Origin of the sequence: Microbacterium sp. PAMC22086, from assembly GCF_019443525.1 — a bacterium.
Taxonomy (GTDB): domain Bacteria; phylum Actinomycetota; class Actinomycetes; order Actinomycetales; family Microbacteriaceae; genus Microbacterium; species Microbacterium maritypicum.
Genome location: NZ_CP080380.1, coordinates 2,084,668 through 2,100,125 on the forward strand (window position 1 = coordinate 2,084,668; position 15,458 = coordinate 2,100,125).

Genomic DNA, 15,458 nt, shown 5'->3' on the forward strand with positions numbered 1-15,458 from the left:
CACCGCCAGAGAGTGTTCTTCCGTGCTCGCCACTTTTCTCATCGGGCTCCGCGAGGGTCTCGAAGCCGCGCTCGTCGTCGGCATCCTCGTCGCCTACCTCCGTCGCCTCGGCCGGCAGGATGCGCTGCCGAAGATGTGGGCCGGGGTCGGCCTCGCGATCGCGCTGGCGCTGGGCATCGGTGCGGTACTGACCTTCGGCGCCTATGAGCTCACGTTCCAGGCGCAGGAGCTGATCGGGGGAGGGCTCTCGCTGCTGGCCGTCGCGATGGTCACCTGGATGATCTTCTGGATGCAGCGTGCCGGTCGCAGCATGAAGGCGACCCTGGAGGGCGGTATCGACCGCGCCCTCACCGCGGGCGGCCTGTGGGCACTCATCGCCATCGGCTTCGTGTCCGTCGCTCGCGAGGGCATCGAGACGACCCTGCTGCTGTGGTCGATGGTCCAGTCGTTCGGCGATGCCCCCTCGGCGCTCCTTGGCGCCCTGCTCGGGCTCGTCGCAGCCGTGATCATCGGCTGGCTGATCTCGCGCGGTGCGCTGCGCCTCGATCTGCGTCGCTTCTTCGCCTGGACCGGCGGCTTCCTCGTCATCGTCGCGGCCGGCGTCCTGGCTTACGCCTTGATGGACCTGCAGGAGGCGGGGGCCCTTCCCGGGCCGTTCACGGCGCTGGCGCCCATCGACGCCGTGAGCGGCGGCGTGGCCGTGGGCCGGGCCGCGTTCCCCTTCGGGTGGGCGTTCGACGTCTCGGCGACGATCGCCCCCGGTGGGCCGCTCGCCTCGATCCTGCAGGCGACCGTCGGCTTCATGCCCGCGATGACGTGGCTTCAGGTCATCGGATGGGTGCTCTACATCTCGATCGTCGGATGGCTCTACATCCGCGGTCTCCGCTCGATGCGTCCGTCGAAGCCGCGCGGCTCGACCGAACCCTCATCCGAATCCCCCTCTCTCTCACAACAAGGAGCAGCATGACCACCTCGCACCGGATCCTGGGGGTGCTCGCCGCCACGGGAGCAGCCGTCCTCGTCCTGAGCGGCTGCGTCGCGAAGAGTGACGCGCAGGCCACCGCGGCCTTCGACGTCTCGTCGACCGCCACCGACTGCGCCGTGTCCGCGGCGACGGCGAAGAGCGGGACGCTGACCTTCAATGTCAAGAACGACACCGATCAGGTCTCGGAGTTCTACCTGCTGGCCGAGGACGGGCTGCGTATCGTCGGAGAGGTCGAGAACATCGCCCCCGCGGCATCGCGCACGCTCACGGTCGTCGCGCAGCCGGGAGACTACTTCACCCTCTGCAAGCCGGGCATGATCGGCGACGGTGTCGGCAAGACGGCGTTCACCGTCACCGGAGACCGCGTCGCGGTGGACGGCCCTGATGCCGAGCAGAAGCAGAAGGCCGTCGATCTCTACGCCGCGTTCGTGAAGGACCAGGTGGGTCAGCTCGTCCCGGCCGTCGAGGACTTCGTCGCCGCCTACGAGTCCGGTGACGACGAGACCGCGCGCACGCTCTTCCCGCAGACCCGCGCGTTCTACGAGCGCATCGAGCCCGTGGCCGAGGCGCTGGGCGACCTCGACCCGCGCATCGACTACCGCGAGGTCGACGCGGTGGCCGAGGGGCTGGACTGGACGGGCTTCCACCGCATCGAGAAGGACCTGTGGGTCCCGGCGCAGGATGCGCTGAACGCCGACGGCGAGACCCCGGCATGGCAGGACTGGGCGCCGTCGACGCCGCAGGAGCGCGCCGACTACGGCGACCTGCTGCTTGCCGACGTGCAGGAGCTGTACGACTACGTGCACTCGGACGCCTTCACCACCGCGCTCGACGATCAGGGCATCGGCGGCATCTCGAACGGAGCGATCGCGCTGCTCGACGAGGTGGCCACCGGGAAGATCTCCGGTGAGGAGGACTGGTGGTCGGGCACCGACCTCTACGACTTCGCCGCGAACGTCGAGGGCTCGAAGATGGCGTTCTCGCTGGTGCAGGACTTCGCCGTCGCGCAGGGTGATGACGGCGAGGCTCTGGTCGCTCAGATCGAGTCGGGCTACGCCGCCCTCGAGGAGTCCCTCGCCGCCCATGGTTCCCTGACCGACGGTTTCGTGGGTTACTCGGAGCTGACCGAGGCGGACAAGCGCGAGTTCACCGATCTGATCAACGCCCTGGCCGAGCCGCTGTCGCAGCTCACCAGCACGGTCCTCGACTGACCAGCGTCGCGCTGGACTGACCGAGTACGATCACGGACGTGAACGAACCAGAAGCGGGTGCCGCACCCGAGGAATCATCGACGGGCGCGGCATCCGCTCCCTCCGGGCTGAGCAGGCGAGGCCTTCTGGGCCTCGCCATCGGCGGGGGCGTCGCAGGGCTTGCAGTCGGCGCCGGCGCCGGGCTCACCGGTGGGGTGGCGATCGGCCGGGCGCGCGCAGCGGAAGACGCGCATTCCGCGTACGAGTTCTTCGGCGCCCACCAGGCGGGCATCACCACTCCGGTGCAGGATCATCTGCACTTCGCGAGCTTCGACATGATGCCGCGGACCGATCGCGAAGACCTGATCTCGCTGCTGCAGGACTGGTCCTATGCCGCATCGCGCATGGTGCAGGGCCTCGAAGTGAGCGCGACGGGTGCGGTGGGCGGGCCGGCCGAGGCTCCGCCGGACGACACGGGAGAGGCTCTCGGGCTTCCGGCGGCCGGACTCACGCTCACCTTCGGCTTCGGGCCCGGACTCTTCGAGAACGAGGACGGCGACCGATACGGGATCGCCGCGAAGCGTCCGGCAGGCCTCGAACGTCTGCCCGCCTTCCTCGGAGACGATCTCGATCCGCAGACCTCCCACGGCGACCTCTGCATCCAGGCGTGCGCCGACGATCCGCAGGTCGCGGTGCACGCGATCCGCAACCTCAGCCGCATCGCCTTCGGGCGCGCACGCCTGCGCTGGTCGCAGCTCGGGTTCGGCAAGACCTCCCGCACCACAGCGGCGCAGGCGACGCCGCGCAACCTCTTCGGGTTCAAGGACGGCACGGCGAACATCCTGGCCGACGACACCGAAGCGCTCGCCGACCACGTCTGGGTGTCCTCGAACGACGAGCCGGCGTGGCTGGCCGGCGGCTCGTATCTCGTGGCGAGGAAGATCGCCATGCTCATCGAGACCTGGGATCGTGTTCGTCTCTCCGAGCAGGACAACATCATCGGTCGCGACAAAGGCGAGGGGGCGCCGCTCTCGGGCGGGGACGAGTTCACCGCCCCGGTCTTCGACTCCACCGCGATCGATGCGAACAGCCACGTGAGCCTCGCGCATCCCGATCAGAACGACGGCATCCGCATCCTCCGCCGGGGCTACAACTACGTCGACGGGAACAATGCGCTCGGCCGGCTCGACGCCGGACTCTTCTTCCTGTCCTATCAGCGCGACCCTGCGCAGTTCATCTCGTTGCAGCGGCGGCTCTCGACCGACCTGATGAACGAGTACATCCGCCACGTCGGCTCCGGGATCTGGGCTGTGCCGGCGGGGGCGAAGCCGGGATCCTTCGTGGGCGAGGCCCTGTTCGCCTGACGGGTCAAGACGCGCGGGTGAGCGTCTCGACCGCGAAGGCGGCGATGTCGTCGGCGCCGAAGTGGTCGTCGGCGGTGATCGTGACCACAGCGTCGTCGAGGAAGATCAGCAGCTGACCGTGGGCGCCGTGCAGTCGCCAGGCCGGGCCGGGGCCGCCCCATCCCGCGAGAGCGTATCTCTCATAGATCGCACCTTCGCCGGCGGCGCCCCAGTTGCTGTGCATCTGGTCGATCCACCCGGAAGCGACCAGCCGGCGCCCCTCCCATACGCCGCGATCGCGGATCAGCAGGCCGAGACGGGACAGTTCCTCCGTGCGCAGAGGAAGGCCGCCCCCGGCGACGATGCGACCGCGGGGGCTGCGCTCCCACTCCACGTCGTCGATGCCGAGCGGAGCGAACAGACGGGGGACCAGATAGTCGCCCACGTCGCCCACGCGTGCGGCCAGGGCGGCCATCGCGGTGTAGGTGCTCGCATTGGAGTACTGGAACGTCCGTCCGCGCGATGGCCGCCGCAGGAACTCGCGTGCGAGGTCGGGCCAGTCGGTCATCATCGTCTCGGACCAGGGCAGGTCGACGCCGCTCGTCATCGAGAGCAGGTGCCGCAGAGTGACCTCGTCGTTGCCCTCTCCGAGCTCGAAGCCGGGAAGATACGTCGACACGGGTTCGTCGAGGGACACGGCGCCATCGTCCGCGGCCATCCCCGCGGCGAGCACGCAGACGCCTTTCGCGATGGAGTGGACGTCTTCGCGCACATCGGCGGTCCACCGGTGCTGGGCGGTGTCGGACGCCACGCGCACATGCAGACCGTGGGCGACGAATCCCGAGGACTCCACCTGTTCGACGATGCGGTCTCGGACGGTCTGCGCGCGGGTCACGCTCTCGAGGTTATCGCCCGCCTCTAGCGCGGTCGCCGCGATCCGGTCGGGTCATTCCTGCGGCCCTCCTTGGAGGCGAGCTCCGGATCGGCGAACAGCCAGCCCGGCCGCGGTTCGACCAGCGGGCGGAACACCCGTCTCACCGGTCTCGTCGCCAACGCGAGCGCGATCACGACCGACAGGATGGTCACGAGCGGGAGCCAGATCCAGGTGGGCTCCAGGTCGCGCAGGATCCCGCTCTCCCGGAACGGGTAGAGCACGAACGAGTGCAGCAGGAACACGTACATCGTGTACTGACCGAACGTCGTCCACCAGTGCGCGCCTCGGGGGACCAGGCAGAAGAAGGCGGCGCTGAGGATGACGGCGAGCAGCATCAGGAGGATACGGACACCGCCGGCCCACCACTGCTCACCACCGAGGTCCGCATAGGAGTCCTCATAGAAGAGCCAATGGCGCAGGTCGATGGCCTGCCACACGGGAAGCCAGTTCCAGGCGGCCCAGCCGATCGCCGCGAAGATCGCGACGCTACCGGCGCGCAGCCACCACGGACGGAAGTCGAGGAGTCTGAACCTGTCGACGATGTCGTGCTCGCGAAGCCACCAGCCGAGTGCGAAGAACGGCAGCAGACCCAGGGTGCGCGAGAGCGAGAAGGTGCTGTCGATGTTGGGCAGGTAGCCCACGCCGACCGAGATCACGATGGTCCACAGCAGGGGCCAGCGCAGCAGGGCGAGGTAGGGGAGCACGAGTCGGAAGATGCCGAGGGCGAGCAGGAACCACAGCGTCCAGCTCGGCCGGGTGAGGTTCGGGTCGGCCTGGCCTTCCACGAGCCATTTCGTGAGCGTCCAGAGCGTCTCGAAGATGACGTAGGGGAGGATGATGTCGGTGATCACCCTGGCCATCTGCGTCTTGGTGGGGGAGCCGGACTTCGAGAAGTAGCCCGAGATGATCGCGAACGCCGGCATGTGGAACGCGTACAGCGCCAGGTAGAAGGCGAAGGCGATGTCGGAGTCGTAGATGAGGCGCTGGATGGCATGACCGAGGACGACGAGGACGATGCAGACGTAGCGGGCGTTGTCCCAGAACGGCACGCGCCTGCGCTTGCGGGGAACCGATCCTGTGGGGGGACCAGCGATGTCGGCGCCGGCACTGCTCATCGTTCGAGGGTACAGGCCGGGAATAAAGTTGCTGTGAGCGCGTTGACACAGATACATTCAAATGAATAGAAGCGGATGCGAGTCGTCCGGTTCGGAGACACGGAGCAATCATGAGCGAGCAGTCAGGCGCGCAGGCGATGCAGTTCGGCATCATGTCGGTCAGCGACATCACCCGCGATCCCACCACGGGGATCACCCCGAGCGAGCAGGAGCGCATCAAGGCCACGACGGCGATCGCGGTGCACGCGGAAGAGGTCGGGCTCGACGTCTTCGCGATCGGCGAGCACCACAATCCGCCTTTCTGGTCCTCCAGCCCCACGACCTTCCTCGCGGCCCTGGCCTCGCAGACCGAGCGTCTGATCGTGTCCACCTCCACGACGCTCATCACCACGAACGACCCGGTGCGCATCGCCGAGGAGTACGCGATGCTCCAGCACGTGTCCGACGGTCGCATGGACCTCATGCTCGGTCGTGGCAACACCGGCCCGGTGTATCCGTGGTTCGGCCAGGACATCCGCCAGGGACTGCCGCTCGCCATCGAGAACTACGCGTTGCTGCACAAGCTGTGGCGTGAGGACGTCGTCGACTGGGAGGGCAAGTTCCGCACGCCACTGCAGGGCTTCACCTCGACCCCGCGTCCGCTCGACGGCATCGCACCGTTCGTGTGGCACGGCTCGATCCGCACGCCCGAGATCGCCGAGCAGGCGGCCTACTACGGCGACGGCTTCTTCGCGAACAACATCTTCTGGCCGAAGGAGCACTACCAGCGTCTGATCGAGCTGTACCGTCAGCGCTACGCGCACTACGGACACGGCACGCCCGAGCAGGCGATCGTCGGGCTCGGCGGTCAGGTGTTCATGGCAGCGAAGTCGCAGGACGCCGTGAACCAGTTCCGGCCGTACTTCGACAACGCACCTGTGTACGGTCACGGTCCGAGCATGGAGGACTTCACCGAGATGACGCCCCTGACGGTGGGATCACCGCAGCAGGTCATCGACCGCTACGCCGCCATGCGCGAGCACTACGGCGACTACCAGCGTCAGCTGTTCCTCATCGACCACGCCGGTCTGCCGCTGAAGACGGTGCTCGAGCAGCTCGACATCCTCGGTTCGGAGGTCGTTCCGGTGCTCCGCAAGGAGCTGGCGAAGGACCGCCCGGCATCCGTGCCCGACGCGCCGACCCACGCGGCGCGGGTGACGGCCCAGTTCGGCGACGGCCCGACCCGACAGGCGCGTCCCGGTGTGAACCGCGGCGACAACCTGACCGGCGACTCGCCCTACCAGGACAGCCCGGCCCCCGCCGGTGCGGCGTTCGGGCTCGCCCGGAAGGAGGCGTGAGATGACCACGCGTCGCATCGCGGTCATCTCGGCCGGCCTATCGAACCCGTCCTCCACGCGGATGCTCGCTGATCGACTCGCGGCGGAGACCGTGAAGGCGCTCGCCGGGCACGACGTCGACGCGAGCGTTGACGTGATCGAGTTGCGCGACTACGCGCACGACATCACGAACAACATGCTCACGGGGTTCGCGCCCCCGGCGCTGGAGACGGCGATCAACACGGTGGTCTCCGCCGACGCTCTGATCGCGGTGACGCCGATCTTCTCGACGAGCTACTCGGGTCTGTTCAAGTCGTTCATCGATGTGCTCGACCCCGATGCTCTCACCGGCACACCCGTGCTGATCGGTGCGAACGCCGGCACCGCGCGGCACTCGTTGGCGATCGACTACGCGATCCGACCGCTCTTCGCCTATCTTCACGCGGAGGCCGTGTCGACCGGCGTGTTCGCGGCGTCGAGCGACTGGGGTGGCGCCGGTGACGACGTCGCCCCGCTGGCGAAGCGCGTTGAGAAGGGTGCCAGAGAGCTCGCGGAGGCGATCGTGCGTCGTGAGGCTTCGGCTGTCGTCGATCCGTACGATCCCGCGACGTACCTGGGCGAGGGACGCTCTTTCGGTCATCTGCTGGGCGGTCTCGCAGGCGAGTGAGTCGCGCATGACGCCATCGACGATGTCCGAGGGATGTCGTACGGTGGCGTCATGCCCACGCCCCCCGCGATCATCGCGCTCCAGGAACGATTCACCGGCACCCTCCTCCTTCCCGATGACGCCGGCTACGAAGAGGCTCGACGGCCGTGGAACCTCGTTGTCGAGCAGCGTCCGGAGGCGGTCGCGACGCCCGCCGACGTCGAAGACCTCCGCGCACTGCTGATCGCCGCCCGGGAGTCGGGCGTGCGGATCGCGATCCAGCCCGGCGGGCACGGAGCCCTCGACTCTCTGCGCGGCGCCGTGCTGGTGCGCATGGGGGCGTTCGACGCTCTGGAGGTCGACGTCGAGAGCGGCATCGCGAAGATCGGTGCCGGCGTGCGCTGGGGATCGGTCGTCGAGGCCCTGGAAGGCACCGGATGAGTCGCACCGGCCGGCACCAGCCCCGTCGTCAGCGTCGCCGGGTACACCCTGGGCGGCGGACACTCGTGGTTCAGTCGCACGGCGGGTCTCGGCTCGGACAACCTCCGTGCGGCCTGGGTGCTGCGCACAGACGGCACGCACGAACGCGTCGATGACGATGTCGACCCCGACCTCATGTGGGCACTGCGAGGAGCCGGCGGCCTCGTGGGCGTGGTGACCGCACTCGAGATCGACCTCATCAGCGCGCCCGCCGTCTGGGGTGCGAATCTCACCTTCGACGTCGCGGATGCCCCGGCGGTCGTCCGTGCCGTCCGCGACCTCGCCGCCTCCGCTCCGCCCACGCTGAACGTCTTCCTGGACTCGATGCGCATGCCCGATGCCCCCCAGCTCCCCGAGCAGATCAGGGGGCGCAGCTTCCTCACCGTGCAGGCCCTGTCTACGGACGGGCCGCAGGAGGAGCTGATCGACACGGTGCGCCGGGCCGGCGAGGTGCGCAGCGACGTCACCGGTCCGACCTCGCCGTCGGCTCTCGCTGCCGCCTCCGGCGAACCCACGGACCCGACGCCCGGGGGCGGCGCATCGATGGCGTTGAGCGTCCTCGACGATGCGACCATCGACGCGCTGCTCGAATTCCGCGAGCTCCCGGAGCAGTGGCCGATCATGGGCATCGGCATCCGCATGCTCGGCGGCGCGCTCGACGCACCGCGACGCCAGGGCCTCGCCTCTCTGGAGTCCGTGGGGTGGCTGCTGCACGCTCTCGTGCCGATCATCCCGGGAGTGCCCACCGCACCGGGAGAGGCGAGTCTGGTCGCGTTCCGGGAGCTGCTGGCACCGAACGAGGCCCCGCAGACCGTGACGACCTTCCTCGATCCGGAGCAGACGCTCCAGAACTGCGGGTCGGCCGACGAGATCGCCCGGCTTCGCGATCTGCGGATGCGCTTCGATCCTGGCGCCGTCCTGCACGACGGGCGCCTGCCGCGCTGAGGATCAGGTCGCGGGTCCGCGGCTCCGCTTCCAGTGGTACTCGGTCTCCGGCCGTCCGCGGGTGCCGTACCGTGCGGACCGGGTGAGCACGCCTTCCGCGACCAGATGCTCCAGGTAGCGGCGCACCGCCACCCTGGACATGCCCAGACGCTCGGCGGCCTCGCTCGCCGACAGGGGACCGTCGGTGCGCAGTTCTGCGGTGACCCTGTCCAACGAGGCCGCCGAGAGCCCCTTGGGAAGCACGATCGTTCCGGTGGAGCGGCCGAGCAACGCGTCGATCTCCGCCTGCGTGGCTTCGCCGTCTGTGGCCCGGGCCTGCTCCCGATGCGTGCGGTACTGCTCCATCCGCTCGCGGAACACCGCGAAGGGGAACGGTTTGACGAGGTACTGGAACACACCGAGCGCCGCCATCTGCCGCACGGCCTCCGCGTCGCGCACGCCGGTGATGGCGATCACGTCCACGGCGGCGGAGCGGCCGCGCAGCGCGCGGAGCACATCGATGCCGGAGCCGTCGGGCATCGTGATGTCGAGCAGAACGAGGTCGAACGTGCCAGGGCGCTCGAGCACGGCCGTCACGGCGGCACGGGCACCCGTGCATTCGCCGGCGACCTCGAACCCTTCGAGACGTGCCACATAGTCGCGATGCAGTTCGAGGGTCAGAGAATCGTCGTCGACGATGAGGGTGCGGATCATTGCTGCGACCTCCGCGGTGACGCGGCCGGAAGGATGACCCGGAATGTCGTCGGGTCGTCGCTCACCGTCACCGAGCCGCCCGCTCCGATCACCACGGAACGCACGAGCGCCAGGCCGACGCCGCGTCCCTGCGCATCGGCGGGCTTCGTGGAGTAGCCCTGGTCGAAGATCCGCTCACGCACGGCCGGCGGGATTCCGGGACCGCTGTCCGAAACCTCCAGCACGATCCCCGCACCCTCGTGCGAGCGGAGAGAGACCTGCACCCAGCGGTCGTCCGACTCGACGGCGGCATCCATGGCGTTGTCGACGAGGTTGCCGAGCACCGAGACGGCATCGACGGGCGACAGCGGCGTGCGGGGTGTGTCCGGCTCGATGTGCACCCGCCAGTCGATGCCGCGCTCCTTGGTCTGGGAGGCCTTGCCCAGCAGGAGCGCGCCGACAGCGGGATCACCGTGACGTCGCGCGGTCACCTGATCGACGAGCGACTGGCTCTGTCGAGACGTCTCCGTGAGGATCTCGATCGCCTCGTCACGGCGTCCGAGCTCGAGCAGCGCCACCGCCGCGTGCATCCGGTTCCCGTGCTCGTGGGTCTGTGCACGCAGGGCCTCTCCGAGGGTGCGGATCGACTCGTACGAGGACACCGCATCACGCACCTGCCCGGGCGGCAGGTCGCCGGCGATGCGACGGGTCACCCGACGGGCGATCACCGCGCCGCCGGCGCCGAGCGCGACGAGGCCCACCGTGATACCGAGCGTGAGCGGCAGGCGGCGGATCAGGGTATCGGTGATGGATTCTGTCGTCACACCGGCGGCGACCCAGCCGATCAGTTCTCCATCCGCTGCGGTGACGGGAGTGATCGTGCGCACGGAGGGTCCGAGGGTTCCGGTGAACTCCTCGGTCAGAGTCTGCGGTGACGCGGGGATCGTGCCCAGGTAGATCCCGCCGATCTGGTCGGCGTCGGGGTGGGTGATCCGCGTGCCGTCCGGGGTCATGACCGTGATGAAGTCGAGCCCCGCGCCGGCGATCACGTCGAGGGAGTACGGCTCGAGCACCTGGGTCGCCGCGCCCTGATCGTTCGAGCGCAGACCGTCGATCACCAGAGGCGAGGCGGCGAAGGAGGCCGAGGTGGCCGCCGTCACCCGTTCGGCCTCGGCGCGGATCGATCGTTGCGCTTCGATGACGAGGAAGACCGCCACGAGGGCGCCGATCACGACCGCCGCGACAAGCAGCACCACGAAGACGCGTGAGGCGGTGCTGCGGCTGCGGGAGGTGTGCGCCATCGCTTCCTCCGATCGTCGATGCTCAGGTGCCGTGACCAATACGACCACAACTCGCCCCGATGCGTGAAGTCGGACACCGTGATCACTGATCGGCGGCGAAGCAGCCGCCCACCCGGACGAAGACGTCGAAGATCGAGGAGGACGCGATGGCGCTCACAACAGGATTCTCACTGCCGAAGTTCAATTGGCGCCGAGGGAAGCAATCGTGGGATCGGCACACGTGGCTGTATGTGTCCGTGCTCCTCGCGGTCGTGCTCGGCGCCGTCGTCGGCCTCGTCTGGCCGGAGGTCGGACAGGCGTTCGAACCGCTGGGCAAGGGTTTCGTCGCGCTGATCAAGATGATGATCGCGCCGATCATCTTCTGCACGATCGTGGTCGGGGTGGGTTCCATCGCAAAGGCGGCCACCGTCGGCAAGATCGGGGGGCTGGCGCTGCTGTACTTCATGATCATGTCCACCTTCGCGCTCGCGATCGGACTCGTCGTCGGCAACATCATCCACCCCGGCGCGGGACTGGACATGGCCTCCTCCACCTACGACGCGGTCGAAGCGGAGGCCAAGACGACGCAGGAGTTCATCCTCGGCATCATCCCGACCACGTTCTTCTCGGCTTTCACCGGGGAGAGCGTGCTGCAGGTGCTGTTCATCGCGCTGCTCGTCGGCTTCGCCCTCCAGGGGCTCGGGGATCGCGGCGCCCCGATCATGGAGGCGGTCAAGCAGCTCCAGAAGCTGGTCTTCCGCATCCTCGGAATGATCCTGTGGCTCGCGCCGCTCGGAGCGTTCGGCGCGATCGCGGCCGTCGTGGGCAAGACCGGCGTCGCGGCGATCTGGAGCCTGGGCACGCTGATGATCGCGTTCTACATCACCTGCATCCTGTTCATCGTCGTGATCCTCGGGGTGCTGCTGTGGACGGTGACCCGCGTGAACATCTTCGCCCTCATGAAGTACCTGGCCAGGGAGTACCTGCTCATCGTCGGCACCTCCTCGTCGGAATCGGCGCTTCCTCGACTGATCGCGAAGATGGAGTTCGTCGGCGTCTCCAAGCCCGTGGTGGGCATCACCGTCCCGACCGGGTACTCGTTCAACCTCGACGGTACGGCGATCTACCTCACGATGGCCTCGCTGTTCATCGCCACGGGGATGGGGCAGCCGATGACGATCGGTGAGCAGATCGGTCTGCTGGTGTTCATGATCATCGCGAGCAAGGGCGCAGCGGGGGTTACCGGTGCCGGTCTTGCCACCCTCGCCGGTGGTCTCCAGGCCTATCGTCCCGATCTGGTTGACGGCGTCGGCGTGATCGTGGGCATCGACCGGTTCATGTCGGAAGGGCGCGCGCTCACGAACTTCACGGGCAACGCGGTGGCGACGCTCCTCATCGGCACCTGGACGAAGCAGATCGACCGCGCCCGCGTGCGTCGGGTGCTCAGCGGCGAAGTCCCCTTCGACGAGTCGCTGCTCGACGGCGTGGACGCCCACGGGCAGGTGGATGCCCCGCAGGCCGCTGACGTGCAGGAGCTTCGTGAGGCGGCCGTCGCAGAGATGGCGGCGAAGGAGGAACGGGCCAGAGCTCGCGCAGAACGCGCCTGAGGAGAGGGTGAGGGATGCGGGAGACCGGCTGAGCCGGCTCCCGCATCCGCGCGGTCAACCGCTCTTGCGTCGGAACTCGCGCCGGGTCTGCGGGGCGTTCGCACTGTGCACGGCGGAGTCGCCGTCGAGGTGTGCCTCGCCCTGCCGGTGGTGCGCGTTCTTCTTCTCGAGCGCTTCCTTGAACTTGCGCTTCATCTCCTCGGAGGAGGAGGCGCCTTCTTCGGTGCTCATGCCCCGAGCCTAGAGCACGCGCTCTGGCGGGTCACCCTCGCCGGTGTCGCACACACACGTCGATCAGCGCTCCGAGCCCGATCGCGAGCACGATCGACACGGGCACCGCGACGAGCGGTCCACCGGGGAGGATCGCCGCGACGGCCGCCCCTACGGCGGCCTGGTACAGCGCCCACCCGGTCGCAGCGAGGGCGACGAGGGCGAGGTAGCGGGAAGGAGGGATGCGCGAGGCCCCCGCGACCAGGTTGATCGCCAGTCGCGCGAAGGGCACGAACCGGGCGGTGAACAGCACCGTCGCCATCCCGCCGTCCAATCGGCGTCGGGCCCACGCCAGAGCCTGTTGCACGCGGGGGACCCGCATCCACCGCCATCGCTGCGTACCCACCGATCGCCCGATCAGGTAGCAGCACGCGTCTCCGACGGTCGCGGCGACCGCGGCACACAACACCACGGCCCAAAGTGGTGGTGAACCGGTCGTCACCGCGATGGCACCGAGTGCGGTCACCGCGACCTCGCCCGGCACCACGACGAAGAAGGCATCCCCGACCACCAGCAGGCTCATCAGCACCAGACTCCACGGGCTCGAGAGCGATGCGGTCAGCAGATCCATCGGCACGTCGCCCACTGTGCCCGCAACGGGTGAACGGGAACCAAAGACCGGATAGCCGGTGACCCGCTCTCCAGCATCCGGTGAACATCTGGTGCGCAGGGGCGTCTGCGGCGAACACGGCCCCCGAGGCCCGTCATCCTGGGGCTGTGAGAGTAGCGATCGTCACGGAGTCCTTTCTTCCGCACATGAACGGCGTCACCGGGTCGGTGCTGCAGATCCTTCGCCACCTCGAACGGCGAGGACACGAGGCGCACGTGATCGCGCCCGCCGCCGTCGGCGCACCGACCGAGATCAGCGGGGCCAGGATCGAAGCGATCCCCAGCCTCCCGCTCCCGGGGTACCGTCACGTCAGGGTCGGCACGTCGAGCGCTCGCCGCGTCGCCGCCTCGCTCGCGCGCTTCCAGCCCGATGTGGTGCACCTCGCCTCTCCGTTCGCTCTGGGCTGGCGAGGGGTGCTCGCGGCCGAACGCCTGGACCTCCCCGCCGTCGCCGCGTATCAGACCGACGTCGCGGCGTACACCGAGCGCTACGGGATCGCCGCCACCACAGGTATCGCCCACACTCACATCACCCGTCTTCACCGGCGCGCGACGATGACTCTGGCGCCATCGGCGGATGCGGCCCAACAACTCGCCGCGCTCGGCATCGATCGCGTCCGACGCTGGGGGAGAGGAGTCGATGCCGAGCGTTTCCACCCCTCCCGGCGAGAGAGCGCGCTCCGCGCGGGCTGGGGCGCCGAAGTCGTCATCGGCTACGTCGGACGCCTCGCTCCCGAGAAGCAGGTCGAGGACCTCGCCGCGCTCCGTGGCATCCCGGGGACGCGTCTGGTGATCGTCGGGGACGGACCCAGCAGAGCGCGGCTGGAGAGCCGGCTCCCCGATGCCCTGTTCCTCGGCCACCTCGAAGGCGGAGCGCTGGCGGCGGCGATGGCGTCGTTCGACCTGTTCGTGCACCCGGGAGAGAGCGAGACCTTCGGACAGACCCTGCAGGAAGCGCACGCGAGCGGCGTCCCCGTCGTCGCCACGGGTCGCGGCGGCCCGCTCGACCTCGTGCGCATGGGGATCGACGGATGGCTGTATCGGCCGGGAGACCTCGACGACCTGCGGATGCGCGTGGCCGACCTCGCCGGAGATACGCGCAAGCGACGCGCGTTCGGCGAGGCGGGCCGCGACGCCGTGCAGGAACGCAGCTGGGAGAGCGTCTGCGATCAGCTCCTCGACCACTTCGCGGAGGCACGACGGTTGCACGCGGCGGACACCGGGGCTCGCGCTCGCCGCATCGTGCGCCCCGAGTCGCCCGCACCGGTCGCCGCCCGCCGATGGCAGCGCTACGTCGCGCTCGGGGACTCCCTCACCGAAGGACTCTGCGACCCGGCCCCGGACGGAGCCCTGCGAGGGTGGGCCGACCGCCTCGCGCTGCTGCTCGCTGCCAGGGGAGGCCTGCACTACGCGAACCTGGCCATCCGCTCGAAGCGCGTGCAGGACCTGTCCGGCCCCCAACTGGCGAGGGCGCTCGAGCTGCGGCCCGACCTCGTGTCGATCCTGATCGGAGCCAACGACCTCGTGAAGCGCCGTGTCGATGTCGCCGCGCTCGCCGCCGAGGTCGAAGGGGCGGTGCGGCAGCTGCGGGGGATCGGCGCCGACGTGCTCCTGGTCACCCCGTTCCTGCCCGGCCGACGCGCTGCAGCCCTCTACACCCGGCGGTTCTCCGCCTTCGCCACCGCGCTGACGGGGATCGCGACCCGCACCGGGGCGATCCTGATCGATACGGATCTGCACCCCTCGCTGGCCGAGCGTCCGAACTGGGGGGAAGACCTCGTGCACCTGAGCAGCCGAGGCCACCGCTTCCTCGCCTACCGGGCCGGTGAGATGCTCGGGGTGCCCGATGCCGACGCGCTCGGAGCGCTCGATGCCGCGATGCACGAGCACGAGCCCATCGGCGCGGGGGTGTGGTGGCGTCGGCACGCGCTGCCCTGGGTCTGGCGTCGTCTGCACGGTCGGGCAGCCGGTGACGGGAGGGTCGCGAAGCACGACGACTACGTCTACCTCGGTCGGTCGTCCGCTGCGCGTTCCGCGTTCGTGGGGTGACCTCGGCCAGGGCGGGC

Annotated in this window: 15 protein-coding genes; 9 read left to right on the forward strand and 6 right to left on the reverse strand. The window is 69.0% G+C overall.

The genetic code is table 11. The features are described from left to right. The first annotated feature begins 22 nt into the window (after nucleotides 1–22). Genes efeU through efeB form a run of 3 tightly spaced genes read left to right on the forward strand, consistent with a single transcriptional unit; the run spans nucleotide 23 to nucleotide 3,539 of the window. Nucleotides 23–967 carry an iron uptake transporter permease EfeU gene (gene efeU, locus KY497_RS10390; RefSeq protein WP_219868993.1) on the forward strand — a complete coding sequence of 315 codons (945 nt, stop codon included), beginning with the start codon at nucleotides 23–25 and terminating at the stop codon, nucleotides 965–967. Beyond that, nucleotides 964–2,196, forward strand: coding sequence for an iron uptake system protein EfeO (gene efeO / locus KY497_RS10395; RefSeq protein WP_141386362.1), 1,233 nt, complete (start codon nucleotides 964–966; stop codon nucleotides 2,194–2,196). The genes efeU and efeO overlap by 4 nt, the downstream gene beginning before the upstream one ends. A gap of 38 nt (nucleotides 2,197–2,234) precedes the next feature. After that, nucleotides 2,235–3,539, forward strand: a complete 1,305-nt coding sequence (gene efeB, locus KY497_RS10400) for an iron uptake transporter deferrochelatase/peroxidase subunit (protein ID WP_219868994.1) — start codon at nucleotides 2,235–2,237, stop codon at nucleotides 3,537–3,539. 4 nt (nucleotides 3,540–3,543) lie between these two features. Here efeB and KY497_RS10405 read toward each other — a convergent pair whose 3' ends face one another. Beyond that, nucleotides 3,544–4,413 carry a serine hydrolase gene (locus KY497_RS10405; RefSeq protein ID WP_219868995.1) on the reverse strand — a complete coding sequence of 290 codons (870 nt, stop codon included), beginning with the start codon at nucleotides 4,411–4,413 and terminating at the stop codon, nucleotides 3,544–3,546. Between the two features lie 23 nt (nucleotides 4,414–4,436). Further along, a complete protein-coding gene (locus KY497_RS10410; protein WP_219868996.1) occupies nucleotides 4,437–5,567 on the reverse strand; it encodes an acyltransferase family protein in 1,131 nt (376 codons plus the stop codon). A 110-nt stretch (nucleotides 5,568–5,677) separates the two neighbouring features. Here KY497_RS10410 and KY497_RS10415 point away from each other — a divergent pair, with 110 nt between their 5' ends. The 4 genes from KY497_RS10415 (at nucleotide 5,678) to KY497_RS10430 (ending at nucleotide 8,954) form a co-directional block, all read left to right on the forward strand. Beyond that, entirely contained in the window at nucleotides 5,678–6,904 is a 1,227-nt protein-coding gene (locus KY497_RS10415; RefSeq protein ID WP_219868997.1) for an LLM class flavin-dependent oxidoreductase, read from the forward strand. Between the two features lies 1 nt (nucleotide 6,905). Next, a complete protein-coding gene (locus tag KY497_RS10420; RefSeq protein WP_151486242.1) occupies nucleotides 6,906–7,550 on the forward strand; it encodes an FMN reductase in 645 nt (214 codons plus the stop codon). 51 nt (nucleotides 7,551–7,601) lie between these two features. Further along, a complete protein-coding gene (locus KY497_RS10425) occupies nucleotides 7,602–7,970 on the forward strand; it encodes an FAD-binding oxidoreductase (RefSeq protein ID WP_219868998.1) in 369 nt (122 codons plus the stop codon). Between the two features lie 117 nt (nucleotides 7,971–8,087). Next, on the forward strand, nucleotides 8,088–8,954 hold the full coding sequence (locus tag KY497_RS10430) for a hypothetical protein (RefSeq protein WP_219868999.1): 867 nt from the start codon (nucleotides 8,088–8,090) through the stop codon (nucleotides 8,952–8,954). A gap of 3 nt (nucleotides 8,955–8,957) precedes the next feature. On the opposite strand, the gene KY497_RS10435 is transcribed toward KY497_RS10430, so the two are convergent. Together KY497_RS10435 and KY497_RS10440 are read right to left on the reverse strand one after the other, a co-directional pair. Then, nucleotides 8,958–9,647 (reverse strand): response regulator, encoded by a 690-nt coding sequence (locus tag KY497_RS10435; RefSeq protein WP_055868751.1) that lies wholly within the window; start codon nucleotides 9,645–9,647, stop codon nucleotides 8,958–8,960. Continuing rightward, nucleotides 9,644–10,927, reverse strand: a complete 1,284-nt coding sequence (locus KY497_RS10440) for an ATP-binding protein (RefSeq protein WP_219869000.1) — start codon at nucleotides 10,925–10,927, stop codon at nucleotides 9,644–9,646. The genes KY497_RS10435 and KY497_RS10440 overlap by 4 nt, the downstream gene beginning before the upstream one ends. A 146-nt stretch (nucleotides 10,928–11,073) precedes the next feature. Here KY497_RS10440 and KY497_RS10445 point away from each other — a divergent pair, with 146 nt between their 5' ends. Continuing rightward, nucleotides 11,074–12,513, forward strand: coding sequence for a cation:dicarboxylate symporter family transporter (locus KY497_RS10445; RefSeq protein ID WP_258185661.1), 1,440 nt, complete (start codon nucleotides 11,074–11,076; stop codon nucleotides 12,511–12,513). A 54-nt stretch (nucleotides 12,514–12,567) separates the two neighbouring features. Here the strand turns inward: KY497_RS10445 and KY497_RS10450 are convergent, their stop codons facing one another. Then, nucleotides 12,568–12,744, reverse strand: a complete 177-nt coding sequence (locus tag KY497_RS10450) for a DUF5302 domain-containing protein (protein WP_017830923.1) — start codon at nucleotides 12,742–12,744, stop codon at nucleotides 12,568–12,570. Between the two features lie 31 nt (nucleotides 12,745–12,775). Then, a complete protein-coding gene (locus KY497_RS10455) occupies nucleotides 12,776–13,354 on the reverse strand; it encodes a DedA family protein (protein WP_218683153.1) in 579 nt (192 codons plus the stop codon). A gap of 146 nt (nucleotides 13,355–13,500) precedes the next feature. Here KY497_RS10455 and KY497_RS10460 point away from each other — a divergent pair, with 146 nt between their 5' ends. Beyond that, nucleotides 13,501–15,441 (forward strand): GDSL-type esterase/lipase family protein, encoded by a 1,941-nt coding sequence (locus KY497_RS10460; RefSeq protein ID WP_219869001.1) that lies wholly within the window; start codon nucleotides 13,501–13,503, stop codon nucleotides 15,439–15,441. Nucleotides 15,442–15,458 lie beyond the last annotated feature (17 nt).